This window comes from Micromonospora sp. CA-263727 (assembly GCF_050942455.1).
Lineage (GTDB): Bacteria > Actinomycetota > Actinomycetes > Mycobacteriales > Micromonosporaceae > Micromonospora.
Map to the genome: position 1 here is coordinate 4,292,343 of NZ_CP192031.1, position 17,326 is coordinate 4,309,668.

16 protein-coding genes are annotated in these 17,326 nt (G+C 71.2%); 2 read left to right on the forward strand and 14 right to left on the reverse strand.

Translation table 11 applies throughout. The annotated features are described in order from the left end of the window. Nucleotides 1–2: 2 nt before the first annotated feature. On the forward strand, nucleotides 3–770 hold the full coding sequence (cobF, locus tag ACQPYA_RS18765; RefSeq protein ID WP_433528389.1) for a precorrin-6A synthase (deacetylating): 768 nt from the start codon (nucleotides 3–5) through the stop codon (nucleotides 768–770). Between the two features lie 3 nt (nucleotides 771–773). On the opposite strand, the gene ACQPYA_RS18770 is transcribed toward cobF, so the two are convergent. From ACQPYA_RS18770 to ACQPYA_RS18820, 11 genes are all read right to left on the reverse strand, one after another. After that, on the reverse strand, nucleotides 774–1,727 hold the full coding sequence (locus tag ACQPYA_RS18770; protein WP_433528390.1) for a DMT family transporter: 954 nt from the start codon (nucleotides 1,725–1,727) through the stop codon (nucleotides 774–776). A 188-nt stretch (nucleotides 1,728–1,915) separates the two neighbouring features. Then, complete coding sequence (locus tag ACQPYA_RS18775; RefSeq protein WP_433528391.1) at nucleotides 1,916–2,251, reverse strand: VOC family protein; 336 nt, start codon at nucleotides 2,249–2,251, stop codon at nucleotides 1,916–1,918. Continuing rightward, the gene (locus tag ACQPYA_RS18780) at nucleotides 2,248–3,231 is read right to left on the reverse strand and encodes an LLM class flavin-dependent oxidoreductase (RefSeq protein ID WP_433528392.1); all 984 of its coding nucleotides are present in this window, start codon (nucleotides 3,229–3,231) and stop codon (nucleotides 2,248–2,250) included. Before ACQPYA_RS18780 ends, ACQPYA_RS18775 begins: the two co-directional genes overlap by 4 nt. Before the next feature lie 7 nt (nucleotides 3,232–3,238). Then, complete coding sequence (locus ACQPYA_RS18785) at nucleotides 3,239–4,210, reverse strand: enoyl-CoA hydratase/isomerase family protein (RefSeq protein ID WP_433528393.1); 972 nt, start codon at nucleotides 4,208–4,210, stop codon at nucleotides 3,239–3,241. Nucleotides 4,211–4,219: 9 nt separating this feature from the next. Next, complete coding sequence (locus ACQPYA_RS18790; protein WP_433528394.1) at nucleotides 4,220–5,218, reverse strand: LLM class flavin-dependent oxidoreductase; 999 nt, start codon at nucleotides 5,216–5,218, stop codon at nucleotides 4,220–4,222. Continuing rightward, a complete protein-coding gene (locus tag ACQPYA_RS18795; RefSeq protein WP_433528395.1) occupies nucleotides 5,218–6,765 on the reverse strand; it encodes a class I adenylate-forming enzyme family protein in 1,548 nt (515 codons plus the stop codon). The genes ACQPYA_RS18790 and ACQPYA_RS18795 overlap by 1 nt, the downstream gene beginning before the upstream one ends. Then, nucleotides 6,762–7,769, reverse strand: a complete 1,008-nt coding sequence (locus ACQPYA_RS18800; RefSeq protein WP_433528396.1) for an LLM class flavin-dependent oxidoreductase — start codon at nucleotides 7,767–7,769, stop codon at nucleotides 6,762–6,764. The genes ACQPYA_RS18795 and ACQPYA_RS18800 overlap by 4 nt, the downstream gene beginning before the upstream one ends. Next, entirely contained in the window at nucleotides 7,766–8,857 is a 1,092-nt protein-coding gene (locus tag ACQPYA_RS18805; RefSeq protein WP_433528397.1) for an LLM class flavin-dependent oxidoreductase, read from the reverse strand. Before ACQPYA_RS18805 ends, ACQPYA_RS18800 begins: the two co-directional genes overlap by 4 nt. Before the next feature lie 72 nt (nucleotides 8,858–8,929). Continuing rightward, on the reverse strand, nucleotides 8,930–9,964 hold the full coding sequence (locus ACQPYA_RS18810; protein ID WP_433528398.1) for an acyl-CoA dehydrogenase family protein: 1,035 nt from the start codon (nucleotides 9,962–9,964) through the stop codon (nucleotides 8,930–8,932). A 13-nt stretch (nucleotides 9,965–9,977) separates the two neighbouring features. Further along, nucleotides 9,978–11,129 (reverse strand): acyl-CoA dehydrogenase family protein, encoded by a 1,152-nt coding sequence (locus tag ACQPYA_RS18815; RefSeq protein ID WP_433528399.1) that lies wholly within the window; start codon nucleotides 11,127–11,129, stop codon nucleotides 9,978–9,980. Nucleotides 11,130–11,159: 30 nt separating this feature from the next. After that, nucleotides 11,160–12,707 (reverse strand): AMP-binding protein, encoded by a 1,548-nt coding sequence (locus tag ACQPYA_RS18820; RefSeq protein WP_433528400.1) that lies wholly within the window; start codon nucleotides 12,705–12,707, stop codon nucleotides 11,160–11,162. Between the two features lie 68 nt (nucleotides 12,708–12,775). Here ACQPYA_RS18820 and ACQPYA_RS18825 point away from each other — a divergent pair, with 68 nt between their 5' ends. Further along, nucleotides 12,776–13,831, forward strand: coding sequence for an MBL fold metallo-hydrolase (locus ACQPYA_RS18825; RefSeq protein ID WP_433528401.1), 1,056 nt, complete (start codon nucleotides 12,776–12,778; stop codon nucleotides 13,829–13,831). Here the strand turns inward: ACQPYA_RS18825 and ACQPYA_RS18830 are convergent. Genes ACQPYA_RS18830 through ACQPYA_RS18840 form a run of 3 tightly spaced genes read right to left on the reverse strand, consistent with a single transcriptional unit; the run spans nucleotide 13,758 to nucleotide 17,322 of the window. Beyond that, complete coding sequence (locus tag ACQPYA_RS18830) at nucleotides 13,758–15,305, reverse strand: class I adenylate-forming enzyme family protein (RefSeq protein ID WP_433528402.1); 1,548 nt, start codon at nucleotides 15,303–15,305, stop codon at nucleotides 13,758–13,760. The genes ACQPYA_RS18825 and ACQPYA_RS18830 overlap by 74 nt on opposite strands. Beyond that, complete coding sequence (locus ACQPYA_RS18835; RefSeq protein ID WP_433528403.1) at nucleotides 15,302–16,825, reverse strand: class I adenylate-forming enzyme family protein; 1,524 nt, start codon at nucleotides 16,823–16,825, stop codon at nucleotides 15,302–15,304. The genes ACQPYA_RS18830 and ACQPYA_RS18835 overlap by 4 nt, the downstream gene beginning before the upstream one ends. Next, the gene (locus tag ACQPYA_RS18840; RefSeq protein ID WP_433528404.1) at nucleotides 16,825–17,322 is read right to left on the reverse strand and encodes a VOC family protein; all 498 of its coding nucleotides are present in this window, start codon (nucleotides 17,320–17,322) and stop codon (nucleotides 16,825–16,827) included. Before ACQPYA_RS18840 ends, ACQPYA_RS18835 begins: the two co-directional genes overlap by 1 nt. Between the last annotated feature and the right edge of the window lie 4 nt (nucleotides 17,323–17,326).

Sequence of the window (17,326 nt, forward strand, 5' to 3'; positions counted from 1 at the left end):
GCATGCGGACGATCCTCCTGATCGGCATCGGCGCGGGCGACCCCGGTCAGCTCACCGTGGCCGCCGCGGCGGCGATGCGGCAGGCCGACGTCTTCTTCCTGCTCGACAAGGGCGCCGAGAAGCACGACCTGATCGCGTTGCGGCAGGAGCTGCTGGCCCGCTACGCCCGCCCGGACCACCGGGTCGTCGAGGTCCGGGACCCGGATCGGGACCGCACCGCCGACGGGTACGTCACCGCCGTGGACGACTGGCGGCGGCAGCGGGCCGACCTGCTGGAGACCGCCATCGTCGAACAGCTGCGCGAGGGCGGCTGCGGCGCATTCCTGGTCTGGGGCGACCCGGCGCTCTACGACAGCACCCTGGCCATCGTCGAGGACATCCTGGCCCGCCAGCGCGTCGCCTTCACCTACACGGTGATCCCCGGCGTCAGCAGCGTGGCGACCCTCGCCGCGCGGCACCGGATCAGCCTCAACCGGGTCGGCCGCCCGTTCCTGGTCACCACCGGCCGCCGGCTGGCCGCACACCTGCCGCGCGACGTCGACGACATCGTGGTGATGCTCGACGCGCACTGCGCCTTCACCCGGCACCTGGACCAGGACCTCGACATCTACTGGGGCGCCTACCTGGGCACCAGCGACGAGATCCTCATCGCCGGCCCGGTCGCGGAGGTGGCCGACCACATCGTGCGGACCCGCCAGGAGGCCCGGACGCGCAAGGGCTGGATCATGGACACGTACCTGCTGCGCCGCCGGGACCCGGCGAAGACGTGACCGCTACCCGACGCGCGTTCCGCGCGGTGCGGCGGTCGCCACCCGGCCGGCGGCGCGCTGCCGCACCGCCGGGCGCGAGCTGTGTTTCTCGTGCAGGGCGAGCAGGATCACCGAGGCCAGCACCAGCACCAGACCGGCCCACTGACTCAGGACGAGCCGCCCGTCGAGCAGGGTGAGCCCGACCAGCGCGGCCGTCAGCGGGAAGGCCAGCTCGGCCAGGGCCGCGCTGGAGGCGGGCGTACGCCGCAGGGCACGGTAGTACAGCGACAGGGCGAGCAGGCCGGGAATGGCCGCGAGCAGCACCAGCCGGGGTATCAGCTCCACCGGAACCGCAACCGGGGTACCTGTCGCCCCGGCGAAGGCGGCCAGGGTGACCAGGCCGACGGTGAACCGCAGGGTGGTGACGTGCAGGAAGGAAAGCTCAGCGCTGACCATCCGGCCGAGGACCGTACCGGCTGCCCAGAGCGCCGCCGCGCCCGTGGCCAGTCCGGCGGCGGCCAGGCTGCTCGGTTGCGCGGACAGTGGGTCGGGGAAGGCCAGCAGCCAGGCACCGAGCAGAGCGGGGCCCGCGAAGAGCGGAAAGCGGCGGCCGACCCGCTCCCCCAGCAGCACGGCGGCCAAGAGGATCGCCAGCAGCGGTTGCAGCTTCTGCAACACCTGGGGGGTGATCGGGTCGCCGAGCCGGAACGCGGCGGTGAACAGCGTGGTGGCCAGTGCCGAGGAGCCGGCCCCGATCACCAGCACGGCCAGCTTCGTCCGCACCGAGCTACGGGCGAGCGAGCGGAGGGCCGGGAGCAGCCAGGGCGACACGAGGAGCGCCAGGACGACGTGTTCGGCCAGGACCACGCTGAGCGCCGGAAGCTGCCGGGAGAGCGGTTCCCGCAGCAGGCCGGAGAAGCCCCAGAGGCTGGCGGCCACGGCGACCAGCCAGGTGCGGTCGCCGGAGGCGCGGCTCATGAGCGGAATCATCGTGTCCTTCCGGGACGGCGGGTGCCTACCCATGATCGGCGAACCATGCTCGGCCCGCGACGACCTTCTGCCGGCCGGTGACGTGCCGGGCCAGCCGGACAGCGTTCTCGTTGGCCGCCGCCCCGCCGGTGCTGGAGAAGCGCCGCGCCGGTCCACGCCGAGAAGGGCCGAGCGGCTCAGGCGAGCCGTTCGTACAGCACGACCGAGTTACCTCCCGGATCGACGACCACCGCACGCCGCTCGTGCGGTCCGACCACGACCGGCGTCGCCGTCGCGCCGGCCGCGACCGACCGCGCCAGGCAGGCGTCGAGGTCGTCGACCTCGACACTGAGCAGGACGCGGCCCGCCACCGGTTGCTGCGCGGCGTCGGCCAGGCCGATCGTCACCGCACCGTCGGTGAGGGCGGCGTACCGGTCGCCGTCGCGGAACCGCACCGCCAGCCCGAGTGTGGTGTAGAAGTCGATCTGTGCATCGAGGTCGCTGGCGGGGACGATCAGATGTCCGATTCTCATGCCCGGAACCTCGGCATGACCTCGCGGGCGAACCGTTCGACGATCTCCACCGAGCGCTCGATCGGCAGGCCGAGCCACTGGGCGCGGAACACGAAGTGGTTGAAGCCGGCGGCGGCGAAGTCCTGGATCTTCGCGGCGATGTCGTCGGGCGAGCCGAAGAACAGCGCCCGCGCCTTGATGGCGTCCCACTGCGACTCGAAAAAGTCCATGCCGTACTGCACGTACTCCCCGTAGGAGCGGCGGACCGCCGCGCCGGCCAACTCGTACGCGGCGTCGAAGGAGTCGGCGACACAGAGGTCACGGTGGATCGGGAAGACCGCGTCACCCTCACCGAAGCCGGCGGCCCGGCGGATCTCACGGTAGTCGGCCAGGTTGCCGACCGCCCAGTTGCGCCGGACGTTCGACGGGGCCAGCCACGGCAGCCCCTGACGCGCGATCCGGGCGATGCCGGCCGGGCCGTTGGCGCCCACCCAGACCGGCGGATGCGGCTGCTGGACCGGCAGCACGCTGCACCGCACCCCGTCGAGGACGAAGTGGCGGCCCTCGTGGCGCACGGTCTCGCCGGTCCACAGCCGCTGCATCACCGCGAGGGCCTCGTTCATCCGGGACACCCGGGTACGCCGGTCGATGCCGAACGAAGCGAACTCCACGTCGCGGTAGCCCGAGCCGATGCCGAGCACGAAGCGACCACCGGACATCTGGTCGATGGTGGCGATCTCCTCGGCCCAGTGCACCGGATGGCCCAGCGGCAGGATGAGGATGCCGGTGCCCAACCACATGCTGCCGGAGTGGTCGATGAGCCGGCTCAACAGCGGCAACGGCTGGGGCGTACGCAACGACGACAGGTAGTGGTGGATCCCGAAGACCGAGTCGTAGCCCAGGTCACGGACGTGTTGGACGTACTCGACGGTCTCACCGAGCCGCCGGCCCAGGTTGTCGCCGTCGGCGTACTGGTGGTCGAGGAGGATGCCGAACTTCACGGCGCGCCTACTTCTCGCGGGACCGGGTGTCGCTGAGCCGGAAGTACGGGGCGACCAACCGGTCCCGGTCGGCCAGCGCCTGGCGGATGCCCTTCTCGCGGCGTTCCTTGAGGAAGTTCCAATCCCCCTCCTCGAAGCTGACGTTGGTGGCCCAGCCGTGGCCGACCCAGCCGGTCATCGCGCCCAATCCCTTGCCCCGGGCCTCCATCACCAGCTGCATCATCGACTTGCCCATCATCAGCGAGTCCAGTGGCATGACGGCGATCGCGTCGGCGTAGTCGTCCACCCAGCGCGGCAACTCGTCGCGCTCGACGACCTTCGTCACCAGGCCCTTGCGCTCGCCCTCCTCCGCGCCGATGGCCCGCATGGTCAGCATGACGTCCTTCATCGTGGTCAGGCCGACCTTCTCGATCCAGTGGTACATGTCCTGCGGGGCGGGACCGAGGTAACGGAAGGCAGGGTGGGTGAACCGGGCGTCGGGGCTGGCGATGACGATGTCGGCCGAGAGCGCGATCTGGAAGTGGCCGCCGTAGCAGTAGCCCTGGACCTGGCAGATGGTCGCCTTCAGCGACTCGATGATCGGCCGGGTGAAGCCGGAGCTGAGGACGTTGCGGTCGGGCAGGATCCGCTGCCGCTGCGCCGGGCGACGCCGCGACGCCCGGTCCGTACCGGAGCGGTAGCCGATGTAGTGGCCGAGTTCGGCGGCGTCCGCGCCGGTGCCGAAGTGCTCGCCCTCCCCCTTGAACACGATGACCTTGACCCGGTCGTCGGTCTCGGCCTCGCGGACCAGGTCACCGACGCGCTCGAAGGCGGCCACCGGGATGGCGTTGAGCCGTTCGGGACGGTCGAAGGTGATGGTCGCCACGGACCGCTGCTCGTCGACGTCGTACCGGACGTACTTCGCGAGGACCTCGGGGTCGACCTCCATGTGCTCGACGTCCCACTGGTCGGCCAGCAGTTCGGCTTCGGTCTTCTTCACGGCGGTTCCTTAGGGTCGGGCGGTACGGAAGGCGGGGAACACTTCGGTGGCGAACAGCCGCAGTGAGGCGCGCAGCCGCTCGGTCGGCATGCCGAGCCACCCGGGACGGAAAATGAGGTGGTCGAACCCCAGGTCACGCAGGGCGGTGATGCGCTCGACGAGAAACTCGGGCGAGCCCAGCAGCAGCGTGTTGCGGACCAGGTCGTCGAAGCGGTCCCGCTGCCAGCGCAACGCCGGATACTCGGCGTAGGTGGCGTACTCGACCCGGGCGTGCGGCAACGCCTCCTCGACGGCCCGCTCGGTGCTGGGCGCGCAGTACAGTTCGACGCCGACCGGTCGTTGCACCGAGGCCGGGTCACGACCGTACTCGGCCAGCGCCTCGTCGTAGACGGCGAGATGCTCGGGCAGGAACCTGGGGCTCGGCGAGTTGCCGGGGGCGTACCAGGCGTCGCCGAGCCGGGCCGCGCGGCGCACGGCCTTCTTCCCGCCCGCACCGATCCAGATCGGCGGGCCGCCCGGCGTCAGCGGCCGTACGCCGATGGTGGCCTCGGTCTGCGGGTAGAACTCGCCGTCGTGGGTGACCCGGTTGCCGCTCCAGAGCGCCCGGATCAGCCGCAGGCTCTCGTCGAAGCGGCGGAAGCGGCTCTGCGGGTCGACGCCGAACGCGGCGAACTCGTTCTCCCGGTAGCCCGCGCCGACGCCGAGCACGACCCGCCCGCCGGAGAGGTGATCCAGGGTGGCGAACTCCTCGGCGACGTGCACCGGGTGGAACATCGGCAGCAGCAGGATTCCGGTGCCCAGCAGCATGTCACCCGAGCGCGGGATCAGGCTCGCCAACATCGAGATCGGCTGCGGGGTGGCCAGGTTGGACTGGAAGTGGTTGATCGTCCAGACCGAGTCGTAGCCGAGTTCGGCGGCGAGTTCGACGGTGCCGAACAGGTCGCTCAGGTGCCGCCCGAGGTCGTCGCCGTGCGGGTACTGGTGCGACGCCATGATGCCGAACTTCATCAGCCTCGCCCCTCCTGCGGTGTGTAGGCAGCCGCCCGGCTGGTCTTGCCGGCGGTGCTGCGTTCCAGCACGGGCACGAACTCGACGCGCCGGGGTGTCTTGAAGTGCGCCAGCCGCTCTCGGGCGTAGGCGACGATGCCGTCGGCGAGAACCGGGTCGGTGACGCTGTCGTCGGCCTCCCGTACGACAAGGGCCACCGGGATCTCACCCAGCCGGTCGTCGGGGCGACCGAGCACCCGGACGTCACGTACCAGGGGATGCTCGCGCAGCTTGTCCTCGATCTCCTCGGGCCAGACCTGGAAGCCACCACATTTGATCATGTCGCGCTTGCGGCCGACGAGGAACAGCACGCCATCGTCGTCGACGTAGCCGATGTCGCCGGTGTACACCCAGCCGTCGCGGACCAGTTCCCGGGATGCCTCGGCGTCGTCCACGTACCCCCGGGTCAACGCGGAGCGGACCACCACCTCACCCTCGACGCCGGCCGGTAGGGCGGTGCCCGCCTCGTCGCGGATCTCCAACTCGACGCCCGGGTAGACCCGGCCGGCGGAGCCGGGTTTCCACCGGCCGGCCCGCATGTCCCGGCCGTTCCAGCCGGCGATGTGCCCGGCCTCCGTCGACCCGTAGTTGACCAGGATGGGCACCCGGTAGCGCTGCTCGAACGCGCGCCGCAGCGACCACGAGATGGCCTGGCCGGCGACCAGGACGGACTTCACGCCGTGGAACGGGAGGTCCCGCTCGGAGTGCACGATGTCGAAGACCATGGTGGGCAGGAAGAAGAAGTTGTCGAACGTGAAACGCGTCATGAGGTCGGCGAGCCGATCGATGCCGAACCGTTCCCAGACCACCGTCGGCCGGCCGACGAAGTACGCGAAGAGCAGCGAATGCTGACCGCCGCTGTGGAACAGCGGCAGCGCGATCAGGTTCGGTGTGGCGTCGGGCGTGGCGCTGCCCTCGGCGTCGGTGCCGGTGGTCACCCGGGCCAGCCGCCGGAGCGAGTCGCGGGTGCCACCGTGGGTCACGCTGACCGCCTTCGGCCGTCCGGTGGTGCCGCCGGTGAACAGGACGCACGCCTCCGCCTCCGGCGCGACGTCGACGGCCGGCACCCGCATGGGACGCCGCCAGGGCAGCTCCGGCACCTCGTCCAGCGGGGCCGTAAGGGAGCGGACCGGCACGTCCACCTCGGCGCGGAGCCCGGCGACGACGTCCGGACGCCGGTCGTCGACCAGCAGCAGGCGCGGAGCGGTCTTCGTGACGGATTCGACCAGTTCGGCGGTGTTGTACAGGCTGCTGACCGTCACCGGGACCGCGCCGACCTTCCACGCGCCGAAGAGGAGGAACACGATGTCGGGCCCGTTGGTCAGATAGCAGGCGACCCGGTCGCCGGCGGCGACCCCCTCGGCGCGGAGCGCGGCAGCGACACCGCCGGCCAGCAGGTCGATCTCGTCGAACGTCCAGGATCGGCCGTCCTCGCCGTACAGGCCCGGCAGGTCGCCTCGGTCGACTCGGCGTCCCTCCAGGATCAGGGCGAGGTTGCTGCTGCTCACGGGGCCGCCTCCTCGGTCACGACCGGCGTGCCGACCCGGGGCAGGACCTCGGCGCCGAAGCGGGCGAGTTGCTCCATCGCCTCCTCCTGGCGGGCGCCGACGAACTGGTGCCGCAGCGAGACCTCGGTGATGCCGAGGTCGGCTTCCCATCGGCGGAGCTTGTCGACGATCTCGTCCGCCGACCCGACGAGGCAGTCCTCGGCCAGGTACCGCTCCAGGTCCAGCGTCTGGGCATCGTCCCAGGACTTGTAACCGGCGTACTGGCGGCGCAGATGCGGGCGGACACCGGCGACGGCGGCGGAATAGCTGTCGCCGATGAACGCCTCGCGGCTCATCGGGTACTCCCGCGCCAGGCTGAACCCGCGCTCGGCCAGCTCAGCGCGGTACATGCCGAGCAGGCGGGCGAGGTCGGCGTCGTTGCCCTTGGGGCCGATCAGCCACGGAGCGTCCAGCCGCGCGGCCCGGCGGATCGCCGGTTCGGCGAAGGCGCCGATCCACAGCGGCGGGCCGCCGGGTTGCGCCGGGCGAAGCGCCAGCGAGGCGGCGGTCACCTCGCCCCAGCTGCCGGCGACGTCGATCGTCTCGCCCCGCCATAACGCGCGCAGGATCGGCACGTACTCGCGGAGCCGGCGCAGCCGGTCGTCCCAGGCGACGCCGAAGGCGGCGGTCTCGCGCCGGCGGTAGCCGGCGCCGATCCCCACGGTCAGTCGCCCCCGGCTGAGCACGTCGAGGGAGGCGAGGTCCTCGGCGAGCGCGATCGGGTTCAGCAGCGGCGCCAGCAGGACCCCGAAGCCGATGCGGATCCGGCTGGTGGCGTGCGCGAGGTGGCCGGCCAGCGGGATGGGTTGCACGAAGGCCGACCGGGCCAGGTAGTGGTGTCCGAGGTAGACGGCGTGGAAGCCGGCCGCCTCCGCAGCGGCTGCCTGGGCCAGCACGCCGTCGATGCCCGCCGTGGCGGAGGCCGACGGATCGAACTGGGCGCTGAGGAAGCAGCTGATTCTCACCCGACGACCGCCTCGGCCGCCTGGACGCTGCGGTCCGCCCGGTCGGCGGCGCGAAAGTGTGGGATCACCTTCGTGGCGAATTCCTCCATCGCCTTCAGCGCGGTGGTGCGGTCCAGCGACGGGATCCGCAGCCAGCCGATGTAGTGGTTGATGCCGAGTTGCTCGCGCAGCATCTCGATGGTTTCGATGACGCGCTGCGCCGAGCCGAAGTTGCCGCCGTGGGTGAGGGTCTGTTCGAGGGTCAGCAGCTCGATGTTCTTCGCCACCGCCGCGTAGTAGGACCGTTCCTGCTCGATGGCTTCCTCGGACCCGGGGATGACCTTGCCGACCGACTTGTAGTAGTTGAGCGCGGCCCGGGCGGCCTCCCGCAGACCTTCCGTGCTGTCGCCGCACCAGACCTGCTGCATGAACGGCAGCTCGTAGCTGGCGATGTCGAACCCGTTCTCCCGCATGCTCTGCCGGTAGAGGGCGAAGTTGCGCTGCATCACCCCCAGCGGGGTGAAGTTCGGCGAGGTGATGATGGCTTCACCGACGGCGCCGCGGTCCCGGAAGCTGTCCGGGGAGACGGTGCCCTGCAGGATCGCCGGACCACCGGGGGTGAACGGCCGTGGGTAGGTCGTGACGTTGTCGTAGTGGAAGATCTCGCCGTGGTAGGAGAAGCTCTCCTGCGACAGCGCCAGCCGCAGCACCTCCAGGGTCTCCTGGTAGCGCTGCTTCGACTCGGCCAGCGGGATACCGAAGCCGGCGAACTCGGCGGGCTGGTAGCCCCGGCCGACGCCGATCGAGACCCGGCCGCCGCTGAGCACGTCGAGGGCGGCGATGTCCTCGGCCAGCCGCAGCGGATGGTGCAGCGGCAGCACGAGCACGGCGGTGCCGATGGTGATCCGCTTGGTCCGTTCGGCGACGGCCATGCCGAAGTTCAGCGGGCTGCCGAGGATGCCGTACTTCGAGAAGTGGTGCTCGGCCAGCCAGATCGAGTCGAATCCGAGCTCGTCGGCCAACTGGATCTCGTCGAGGGTCTCTCGAAGCACCTGATGGTCCGACGAGCCGTCGCTCACCGGGAACAGGTTCATGATTCCGAACTTCACGGCCTCACCTCATTTATTCCGACCAGCCGGTATGTTACGCACGTGTTACTCGATCTGCAAGGGTTTCGCAGGTCAGCGGGGTTCAGCCGAGCGGCGGGCGGCGACGCGCAACTCGCCAGCGCGGCGGCGGTGCCACGAACCGCGCCCGAACCGGGCGTCGAGCACCAGCGCCCGACGCAGGAACAGGTGCGGATCGGCCTCCATGGTGATGCCCATCCCGCCGTGCACCTGGATGCACCGCTCGGCGGCGAAGACCGCGGCCCGGCCGGCCGCCGCCTTCGCCGCGTGCACCTGGATCTCGGCGTCGGGGCGGGCGTTCTCCACCGCCCACGCGGCGTGGAGGGTCAGGTCCCAGGCCGCCTTCCGGGCCGTCGCCGCCTCGGCGAGCGGGAAGGCGACCCCCTGGAACGAGCCGATCACCCGGCCGAACTGCCGCCGGGTCCGGGCCTGCTCGGCGGCCAACGCGACGGCGCCCTGCGCGACGCCGCACAGCTCCGCGGCGACCACCAGCGTGGCACGGTGGACGCCCACGCCGGCCGGGACGACCCGCTCGGGAGCGGACAACGTCACCTCCGACAGCGGCACCGACGGGTCGACGGACTCCCGTGCCGTGACGCCGATCGGCTCGGCGAGCCAGACACCGGCGGGCCCCAGGGCGACCACCGCGTCCGCCTGCGTCGCGTACGGCACCAGGGTCCGCACCAGCGGATCGACCGCCACCCGGTCCGCCCACCCGGCGATGCCGGGCACGTCGACCGCCGACGTCAGCACCCGACGGCCGTCGACCAGTTCCCCGGGCAGCGGCGTCGATCGTCGCGCGTCGCCGCACAGCAGCTGGACCGCGGCGGCGTGGGCCGGGAAGCGGCTCGCGACGACGGGCTCGCCGAGCGCCTCGACGGCCACCAGCAGGTCGATCAGGCCCGACCCGAGGCCACCTGCCGCCTCGGGCACGCCGACCAGGCCGAAGTCCCGCAGCAGGGCGGCGTCGCCGCCGGGCGCCTGCCACGGGCCCGACAGCGCGGCCCGCGCGCTGCCCTTCTCCGCCTCCGCCAGCGACCTGACCGTCTCGGCGATCTCCTGCTGCTCCCGGGTGAATGTTGCGCGCACGCGACCACTCCGCTCAGCGTGACCGGGGCAGGTGCAGCACCCGCTCCGCGAGAATCGATTTCTGGACCTCCTCCGTGCCGCCCTCGATCGTGTGGGCGCGGGCGCGCAGGTACCGACGCATCCGGGCCGCCGCGCCGTCGCCGTCGAGCAGCACCCCACCGTCGCCGTCCAGTTGCACGGCGAGGCGATTGGCGTTCTGCACCACCCCGGCCCAGAGGCTCTTCAGCGCCGAGGTCTCCGGCCCCGGCACACCGCCGGCCCGGCTCTCGCCGACCATCCGCATCGACCCGATCCGCACCGCCTCGGCGTCGCACTGCAACGCCCCCACCGCGTCGAGAAACGCGCTGTCGTCGGCCACGCCGCGCTCGATGGCGAGGTCGACGACCCGGTCCACCGCCTGACGGGCCCACACCCACAGGTTCAACGCCATGCTGCCGCGCTCAAAGGCGAGCGTGGTCAGCGCCACCCGCCAGCCATTGCCGACCCCACCCAGCACGTCGCCGTCGGGCACGAAGACGTCGTCGAGGAACATCTCGTTGAACTCGGTGTCCCCGTTGATCATCTCCAACGGCCGGACGGTGAACCCGTCCATCGGCGCGAGGAAGTAGGTGATGCCCTGGTGCTTCGGCGCCTCGGCATCGGTGCGGGCCAGCAGCAGGCAGCGGGAGGCGTTGTGCGCGTTGGAGGTCCAGATCTTGGCGCCGTTGATCCGCCAGCCGCCCTCCACCCGGGTCGCGGTCGTCCGCAGGCTGGCCAGGTCGGAGCCGGAACCGGGCTCGCTGAAGCCCTGACACCAGTACTCCTCGCCGCGCAGGATCCCCGGCAGGTGCCGGGCCTGCTGCCGGTCGGTGCCGTGCGCGATGATCGTCGGCCCGGCCAGCATCATGCCGACGCCGTTGAGCGGATAGGGCGCTCCGCGTACCGCGGCCTCCTCGTTGAAGACGGCCTGCGCCAGTGCGTCCAGTCCACGGCCACCGTGCTCCACCGGCCAGGACAGGCCGGCCCAACCGCCGGCACAGAGCCGGTCCTGCCACACCCGGGACCAGTGTTCGCGCTCGGCCTGCGAAAGCTCCTCCTGGTCGGGCACGTCACGCAGCGCCTCGTCCAGCCAGCCGCCGACCTCGCGCCGGAACTCCAGGTCGGCCTCGCTGTCAGCGAAGTCCATCCCCGTCTCCCCTCCGTCGGGACCGGCCGGTCACGCGGACACCTGCGTGGACTGGCGCAGCCGCGCCTTGTAGAGCTTGCCGTTGGGATCCCGGGGCAGTTCGTCGCGGACCAGGTAGGTCACCGGGCACTTCGGCTTGGCCAGCCGGCCGGCGAGATAGCGGCGGATTCCGGCCACCGCCGTCTCGGGGTCGGGCGCGTCGTCGCGCAGCACGACGTGCGCCTGCGGCACCTCGCCGAACTCGGAGTCGGGCACGCCGATGACACCGACGTCCGCGACCCACTCGTGGCCCAGCAGCGCCGCCTCGATCTCGGCCGGATAGACGTTGACCCCGCCGACCAGGATCAACTCGGACGCCCGGCCGGTGATGTAGAGGAAGCCGTCGGCGTCGACATGGCCGACGTCCCAGACGGTCAGCAGACCGTCGCGGCGTGCGTCCTCGGTCTTGGTCGGGTCGTTGTGATACTCGACCCGGTCGTTGCCCTGCCGCATGTACACGATGCCGGTCTGCCCCACCGGCACCTCGTTGCCCTGCTCGTCGAGGATGCGCAGGGTGGAGATCGAGGCCGGTCGGCCGACCGTGCCGGGATGGGCGAGCCACTCGTGAGGCCGGGCGATGGTGGTGCCGACCTCGGTGGAGCCGTAGTACTCGTAGACCACCGGGCCGAACCAGTCGAGGATCCGCTGCTTGACGTCCCGGGGACAGGGCGCGGCGCCGTGCAGCACGTAGCGCAGCGACGAGAGGTCGTAGCTGTCGCGTACCTCCCGGGGTAGTTGCAGCAGCCGGTAGAAGTGCGTGGGCACCATGCTCGTGCCGGTGACGCGCTGGTCCTGGACCCGACGCAGGAAGCCCTCCGGCGTCCAGCCGTCCATCAGCACCATCGTGCCGCCGGCGTGCAGCGCGCCCATCGCCGGGGTGATGTTGGCGGAGTGGTACATCGGGGCGGAGACGAGCCAGGACCCGAACGCCGAGCGCGCCATCCCGAACTCCTCGAACAACCAGACGTAGGTCAGCGCGCCGGCGTCGGCGTCGATGCCGCTCAACGGCCGCTTGACTCCCTTGGGTCGACCGGTGGTGCCCGAGGTGTACATCATCAGCGAGCCGGCCGGCGTCTCCCGCGGGCTCTCGTCGGGCATGCCCCCGGTCAGCGCCGACAGCGGCCGGGCAGCGCCGGTGGTGGGTACGCCGTCGACGTAGACCTGGATGCCGGGCACCGCCCCGGCCGCGGCGACCACGGCCGGCTCGACCCGCCCGGAGCCGATCACCGCCTTGGCGCCGCTGTCGGCCAGGATGTAGCCGATCTCGTGTTCCGTGAGGTGGTAGTTGAGGGTCACCAGGTACAGCCCGGACTGCATCGCCGCGAGGTAGAGCGCGACCAGGCCGGCACTGTTGGTCATCACCGCCGCCACCGTGTCGCCGACATCGAGTCCTGCCCGGGTGCGCAGGCCGTGCGAGAGCCGGTTCACCTCGGCGGACAGCTCGGCGTAGGAGATCCGCCCGTCGTCGGGGGTCACAATCGCGCACAGGTCCGGCTCCGCGGCGGCCCACAGCCGAAACCCGGTCCGTTCCTCGCTCATCGGACTCCTTGAGCTAGATTCCGACCATCCGGTATGTTGATTTTCCACCGTAAGGGAGCCGACCGACGATGTCCATACCCGTAAGCGAGCTCCACGCCGCCAGCTACCGCGCCCGGCAGGTACCGGCCCCCACCGAGGTCGTCGACGGCGTCTGGGCCATCCCGGTGCCGCTGCACGGCAGCGCCCTGCGGTACGTCACCGTCTTCCTCATCGACACCGCCGACGGCCTCGTCCTCATCGACGCCGGCTACGACCACCCGAGCTGCTGGCAGTCGTTCCAGCGATGCGTCGGCTCCATCGGTCGCCGGGTCGACGCGATCACCGCCGTCCTCCTGACCCACAACCACCCCGACCACGTCGGCTTCGCCGACCACCTGCGTACGGTCTCCGGCGCCCAGGTCGTCATGGGTCGGGCCGACGACTTCGCCACCATGCGCCAGCGCCGGGGCGGCTTCCTCCAGCAGCTGCGCGCCGCGCTCGAACTCACCGGCGCACCACCAGAGGTCGTCGACGCGATGTACGCCGACGCCGTCGAGGTCGCGGTGCACGACGAGAGCCTGCGCCTGGACCACGCGCCGGCCGGCGAGACCACATTCCGCTTCGGCGACGTGACCCTGCTCGCCGTGCCCACCCCCGGACACACGTACGGCCACACGGTCTACTTCGATACCCGTGGCCTGGTCTTCACCGGCGACACGATGATGGCCGAGGGCCCCACCCAGCTCGCCATCGTCAGCCGGCCCGACGACGACCCCGCCGCCGACCTGTTCCGGAGCCTGGCGCGCATCCGGGCGCTGGACGCCGGCATCGCCTGCCCCGCCCACCAGTTTCCCTACCGCGACGTCGCCGCCCGCGTCGACGAGCTGACCGCGTTGCACCGCGGCGAGGTCGAGGCCGTCCGGGACCTGGTCCGGGACGGCGACGGGGCCTGGACGTTGGCCCAACGGATGACCTGGAAGAAGCCCTGGGCCGAGCTGGGCCGGGGCACCCAGCGGTTCCATCTCATGCACGCCCTCGCCCTGCTGCGCACCGTCGACACCGGGCCGCTGCTCAGCCCCGCTGCTGGCCGTCGTACGTCCAGTCCGGCCGCAACGTGGGCCGCACCTCCCGCAGGCGGCGCTTGAGCACCTTCCCCGACGGGTTGGTCGGCAGCTCCGGCACCAGGTAGACCTCCTTCGGCACCTTGAACCGGCCGAGCCGCTGCCGGGCATGCGCGACGAGCGACTCGGCGTCCAGGCCGGGCCGGCCGACCACGAACGCCACCGGCACTTCCAGCCACACCGGATGGGGCGCCGCCACCACCGAGGCGGCCAACACCAGCGGGTGGTCGGCGAGCACGTTCTCGATCTCGGCGCTGGACATGTTCTCCCCGCCGCTACGGATCATGTCCTTGAGCCGGTCCCGGATGTAGAGGTAGCCGTCCGCGTCGAAACAACCCACGTCACCGGTGTGGAACCAACCGTCGCGGAACGCCGCCCGGGTCGCTTCCGGATCATCGAGGTAGCCGGGACTGACCTTGGGTCCACGCGCGATCACCTCGCCGTTCTCCCCCACCGGCACGTCCTCGCCGTCGGCGTCGACCACCCGCACCCGGACCCAGGGCACCGGCAGCCCGACCGAGCCCTGCTTGGACTGCGCGTGGGCGGCGTCGAGATAGGTGAGCGCGCTGCACGTCTCGGTCAGACCGTAGCCCTCGATCAGCCGGGCGTTCGGGAACAGCCCCCGCGCCACGGCGAACAACGCCGAGGTCACCTGCGAGTAGATCACCCAGCGCACCGAGGACAGGTCGGCCGGCGCGGCCGTCTCCCGGCGGACCATGTCCAGCATCGTCGCCGCCATCACCATCCCGGTCACGCGTTCGGTCTCGATCGCCCGCAGCACGGCCGGCGGCTCGAAGCGCCGCTGCAACACCATGCATCCGCCGACATGCCAGATGGCGTAGCCGGGCAGGTCGGTCCCGCCGACGTGGTAGAGCGGCGCGAAGTTCAGGATCCGGTCGGTCGGGCGCAAGCCGAGTTCGACGATCTGGGCGTGCATGTTCATGTTCACGTTGCCGTGGGTGAGCAGCACCCCCTTGGGCAGGCTGGTGGTGCCCGAGGTGTAGACGATGCGTTGCAGGGCCGTGTCGTCGAGTTCGACGTCGGGCACCCGCGTGCCCCGCCGGGCCGCGGTCAGCTCACGCAGGTCGACCCAGCCGTCGCCGATCGGTTCCAGGGCGAACCGGCGGACCTGCGGCAGACCGCCGGTCGCCAGGTCGGTGAGCCCGGCGAACTCCGGCACGGTCGCCACCGCCCGGACCCGGGCATGGCGGAGCAGCCGGCGCAGTTCCGGCGGGGCGAGCCGGTAGTTCAACGGCACGAAAACCGCGCCGATCCTGGCCAGCGCCAACGACAGCAGTAGGAACTCCGGCACGTTGTTCGCCACGATCGCCACCCGGTCGTCGCGACGTAGACCCTCGTCGAGCAGGCCGGCGGCCAGGGCGTTGACGTCCTGGTCAAGCTGCCGGTGGGACCAGCGCCGGCCCTCGAACACCAACGCGTCCGCGTCGCCGAAACGCAACGCGTTACCGGCCAGCATCGCCGCGATGTTCGCGGTCATTCGGTCGCCGCCAGCTCACGCAGGTGCTTCTTCAGCACCTTGCCGGAGTCGTTGCGCGGCAGTTCCGTGACCAGCTGCACGTACTTCGGCACCTTGTACCGGGCCAGCTCGGTCCGGCAGTGTTCGCGCAGATCCTCGTCGGTGGCCGCCGCGCCGGGACGCAGGATGACGTACGCCTTCGGAACCTCGTCCCAGGTCGGATCCGGCACGCCGACGACGGCGACCTCGGCGACGTCGGGATGCCGCGCGAGCACCCGTTCGATCTCGGCGCTGGCGATATTCTCGCCACCGGACTTGATCAGATCGGTGCGTCGGTCGACGAACCACAGGTAGCCGTCGGCGTCGAGGCGCCCGACGTCGCCGGTGAGGAACCAACCGTCGCGGCGGGTACGCGCGTTGGCCTCGTCGTCGTTCCAGTAGCCGGGCGAGACCTTCTCGCCCCGCACGATGATCTCGCCCGGCACACCGGGCGGCACCGGTTGGAACTCCTCGTCGACGATCCGGATGTGCACGCCGGGAAACGGCGCGCCGAGCGCGCCCAGCTTGCTCTGCTCGTGGTCGGCGTCGAGGTAGCAGACGCCGTTGCACAGTTCGGTCATGCCGAACGTGTCGACGAGACGGACGTGCGGCAGACGTCGCTTCACCTCCTGCCGCACGCTGGGTGCGACCCCGGCGAAGAGGAGGTACCGCAGCGACCGCAGGTCCGGTGGGTCCTCCAGGTCGAGCAGGCCGAAGAGGATCTGCGCCGCGAGCACCATGCCGGTGACGCGTTCCTCGGTGGCCACCCGGGCGATGTCGGCCGCCTTGAACGTCGGCGTCAGCACCATCGTCGCGCCCGCCACGAAGATGGCCAGCCCCGGAGCCTCCAGGCCGCTGACGTGGAACAGCGGTGCGGAGACCAGGATCCGGTCGGATGGGGTGAGCTCCAGTTCGAGCACCTGGGCGAGGTGGTTGGCGGTGAGGTTCCCGCAGGTGTGGATCACGCCCTTGGGGCGTGCCGTGGTGCCCGAGGTGTAGAGCAGCCGGTGGAGGTCGTCGGGTGCCTTCGGCGCGTCCGGTATCCGCACGCCCGGCGGTTGCCCGTCGAGCAGGTCGGTCAGCCGCGCGGCGACGCCGACGACCCGAACGCCGTTGGCCACCAGGGTCCGTAGGCCGGTGGCGTCGGCCAGCCGGGCCGCGTCGTCGGCGAAGTCGTCGTCGTACAGCAGAGCGGTGATCCCGGCCTGCTCGATGACGTACGCCTGTTCGGTGGGGTGCAGTCGCCAGTTGAGCGGCACCGAGACCGCGCCGACACGACTGAGTGCCAGCAGTTCCAGCACGTAGGTGGCGCTGTTGCGCCCCAGCACGCCGACCAGGTGCCCGTCGCCGATGCCCACGGCGAGCAGCGCCGCGGCATACCGGTCCACGTCGGCGTCGAGTTCGGCGTACGTCCAGCGGGCCGTACCGTCGACAAGCGCCTCCCGGCCGGCGCGGCGCGACGCCTGCCGGCGTAGCGTCTCGGTGAAGTTACTGGCGGCCATCAGTGGGCACTTCCCCTCCGCCGGGCCAGGATCTCCTCCCGCGACGGCAACGAGACGAACTCCAGCAGGTTGCCGTCGAGATCCCGGGCCGCGAACGCGGTGATGTATCCGTAGTTGTCCAGCAGCACCCGGTTCGGTGGCGTCAGGCACTGCGCGCCCAACGTGACCAGCCGGTCGTGCAACTCGTCCATCTCCTCCAGCGGCACCGCGAAGCTGAGCAGGAAGGTGCCCAGTTCCCGATGCCCGCCGGTGGCGGTGCGCACCGGGTCGCCGTTCCACTCGATGAGTTCGAGCTGGCCGACCTGGCTGGGGCCCTGGAGGTACTGGACCCGGCCGGCGGTGCCGGCGGGCAGGCCCAACGACACCTCGATCCCCGGCCCACCCACGTCGGTACGCAGCGTCCGGCGGTAGCCCAGCGCCTGCTCGTAGAAGTCGGCGGCCCGGTCCAGGTCCGAGACCGTCATCGCCACGTGGTGCACCTCGCTGACCGGCATCATGACT

Coding starts and splice junctions, on each gene's coding strand:
- cobF (WP_433528389.1), top strand. CDS start 3: ATGCGGACGATCCTCCTGATCGGCATCGGCGCGGGCGACCCCGGTCAG.
- ACQPYA_RS18770 (WP_433528390.1), bottom strand. CDS start 1,727: ATGAGCCGCGCCTCCGGCGACCGCACCTGGCTGGTCGCCGTGGCCGCC.
- ACQPYA_RS18775 (WP_433528391.1), bottom strand. CDS start 2,251: ATGAGAATCGGACATCTGATCGTCCCCGCCAGCGACCTCGATGCACAG.
- ACQPYA_RS18790 (WP_433528394.1), bottom strand. CDS start 5,218: ATGAAGTTCGGCATCATGGCGTCGCACCAGTACCCGCACGGCGACGAC.
- ACQPYA_RS18815 (WP_433528399.1), bottom strand. CDS start 11,129: ATGGACTTCGCTGACAGCGAGGCCGACCTGGAGTTCCGGCGCGAGGTC.
- ACQPYA_RS18820 (WP_433528400.1), bottom strand. CDS start 12,707: ATGAGCGAGGAACGGACCGGGTTTCGGCTGTGGGCCGCCGCGGAGCCG.
- ACQPYA_RS18825 (WP_433528401.1), top strand. CDS start 12,776: ATGTCCATACCCGTAAGCGAGCTCCACGCCGCCAGCTACCGCGCCCGG.
- ACQPYA_RS18830 (WP_433528402.1), bottom strand. CDS start 15,305: ATGACCGCGAACATCGCGGCGATGCTGGCCGGTAACGCGTTGCGTTTC.
- ACQPYA_RS18835 (WP_433528403.1), bottom strand. CDS start 16,825: ATGGCCGCCAGTAACTTCACCGAGACGCTACGCCGGCAGGCGTCGCGC.
- ACQPYA_RS18840 (WP_433528404.1), bottom strand. CDS start 17,322: ATGATGCCGGTCAGCGAGGTGCACCACGTGGCGATGACGGTCTCGGAC.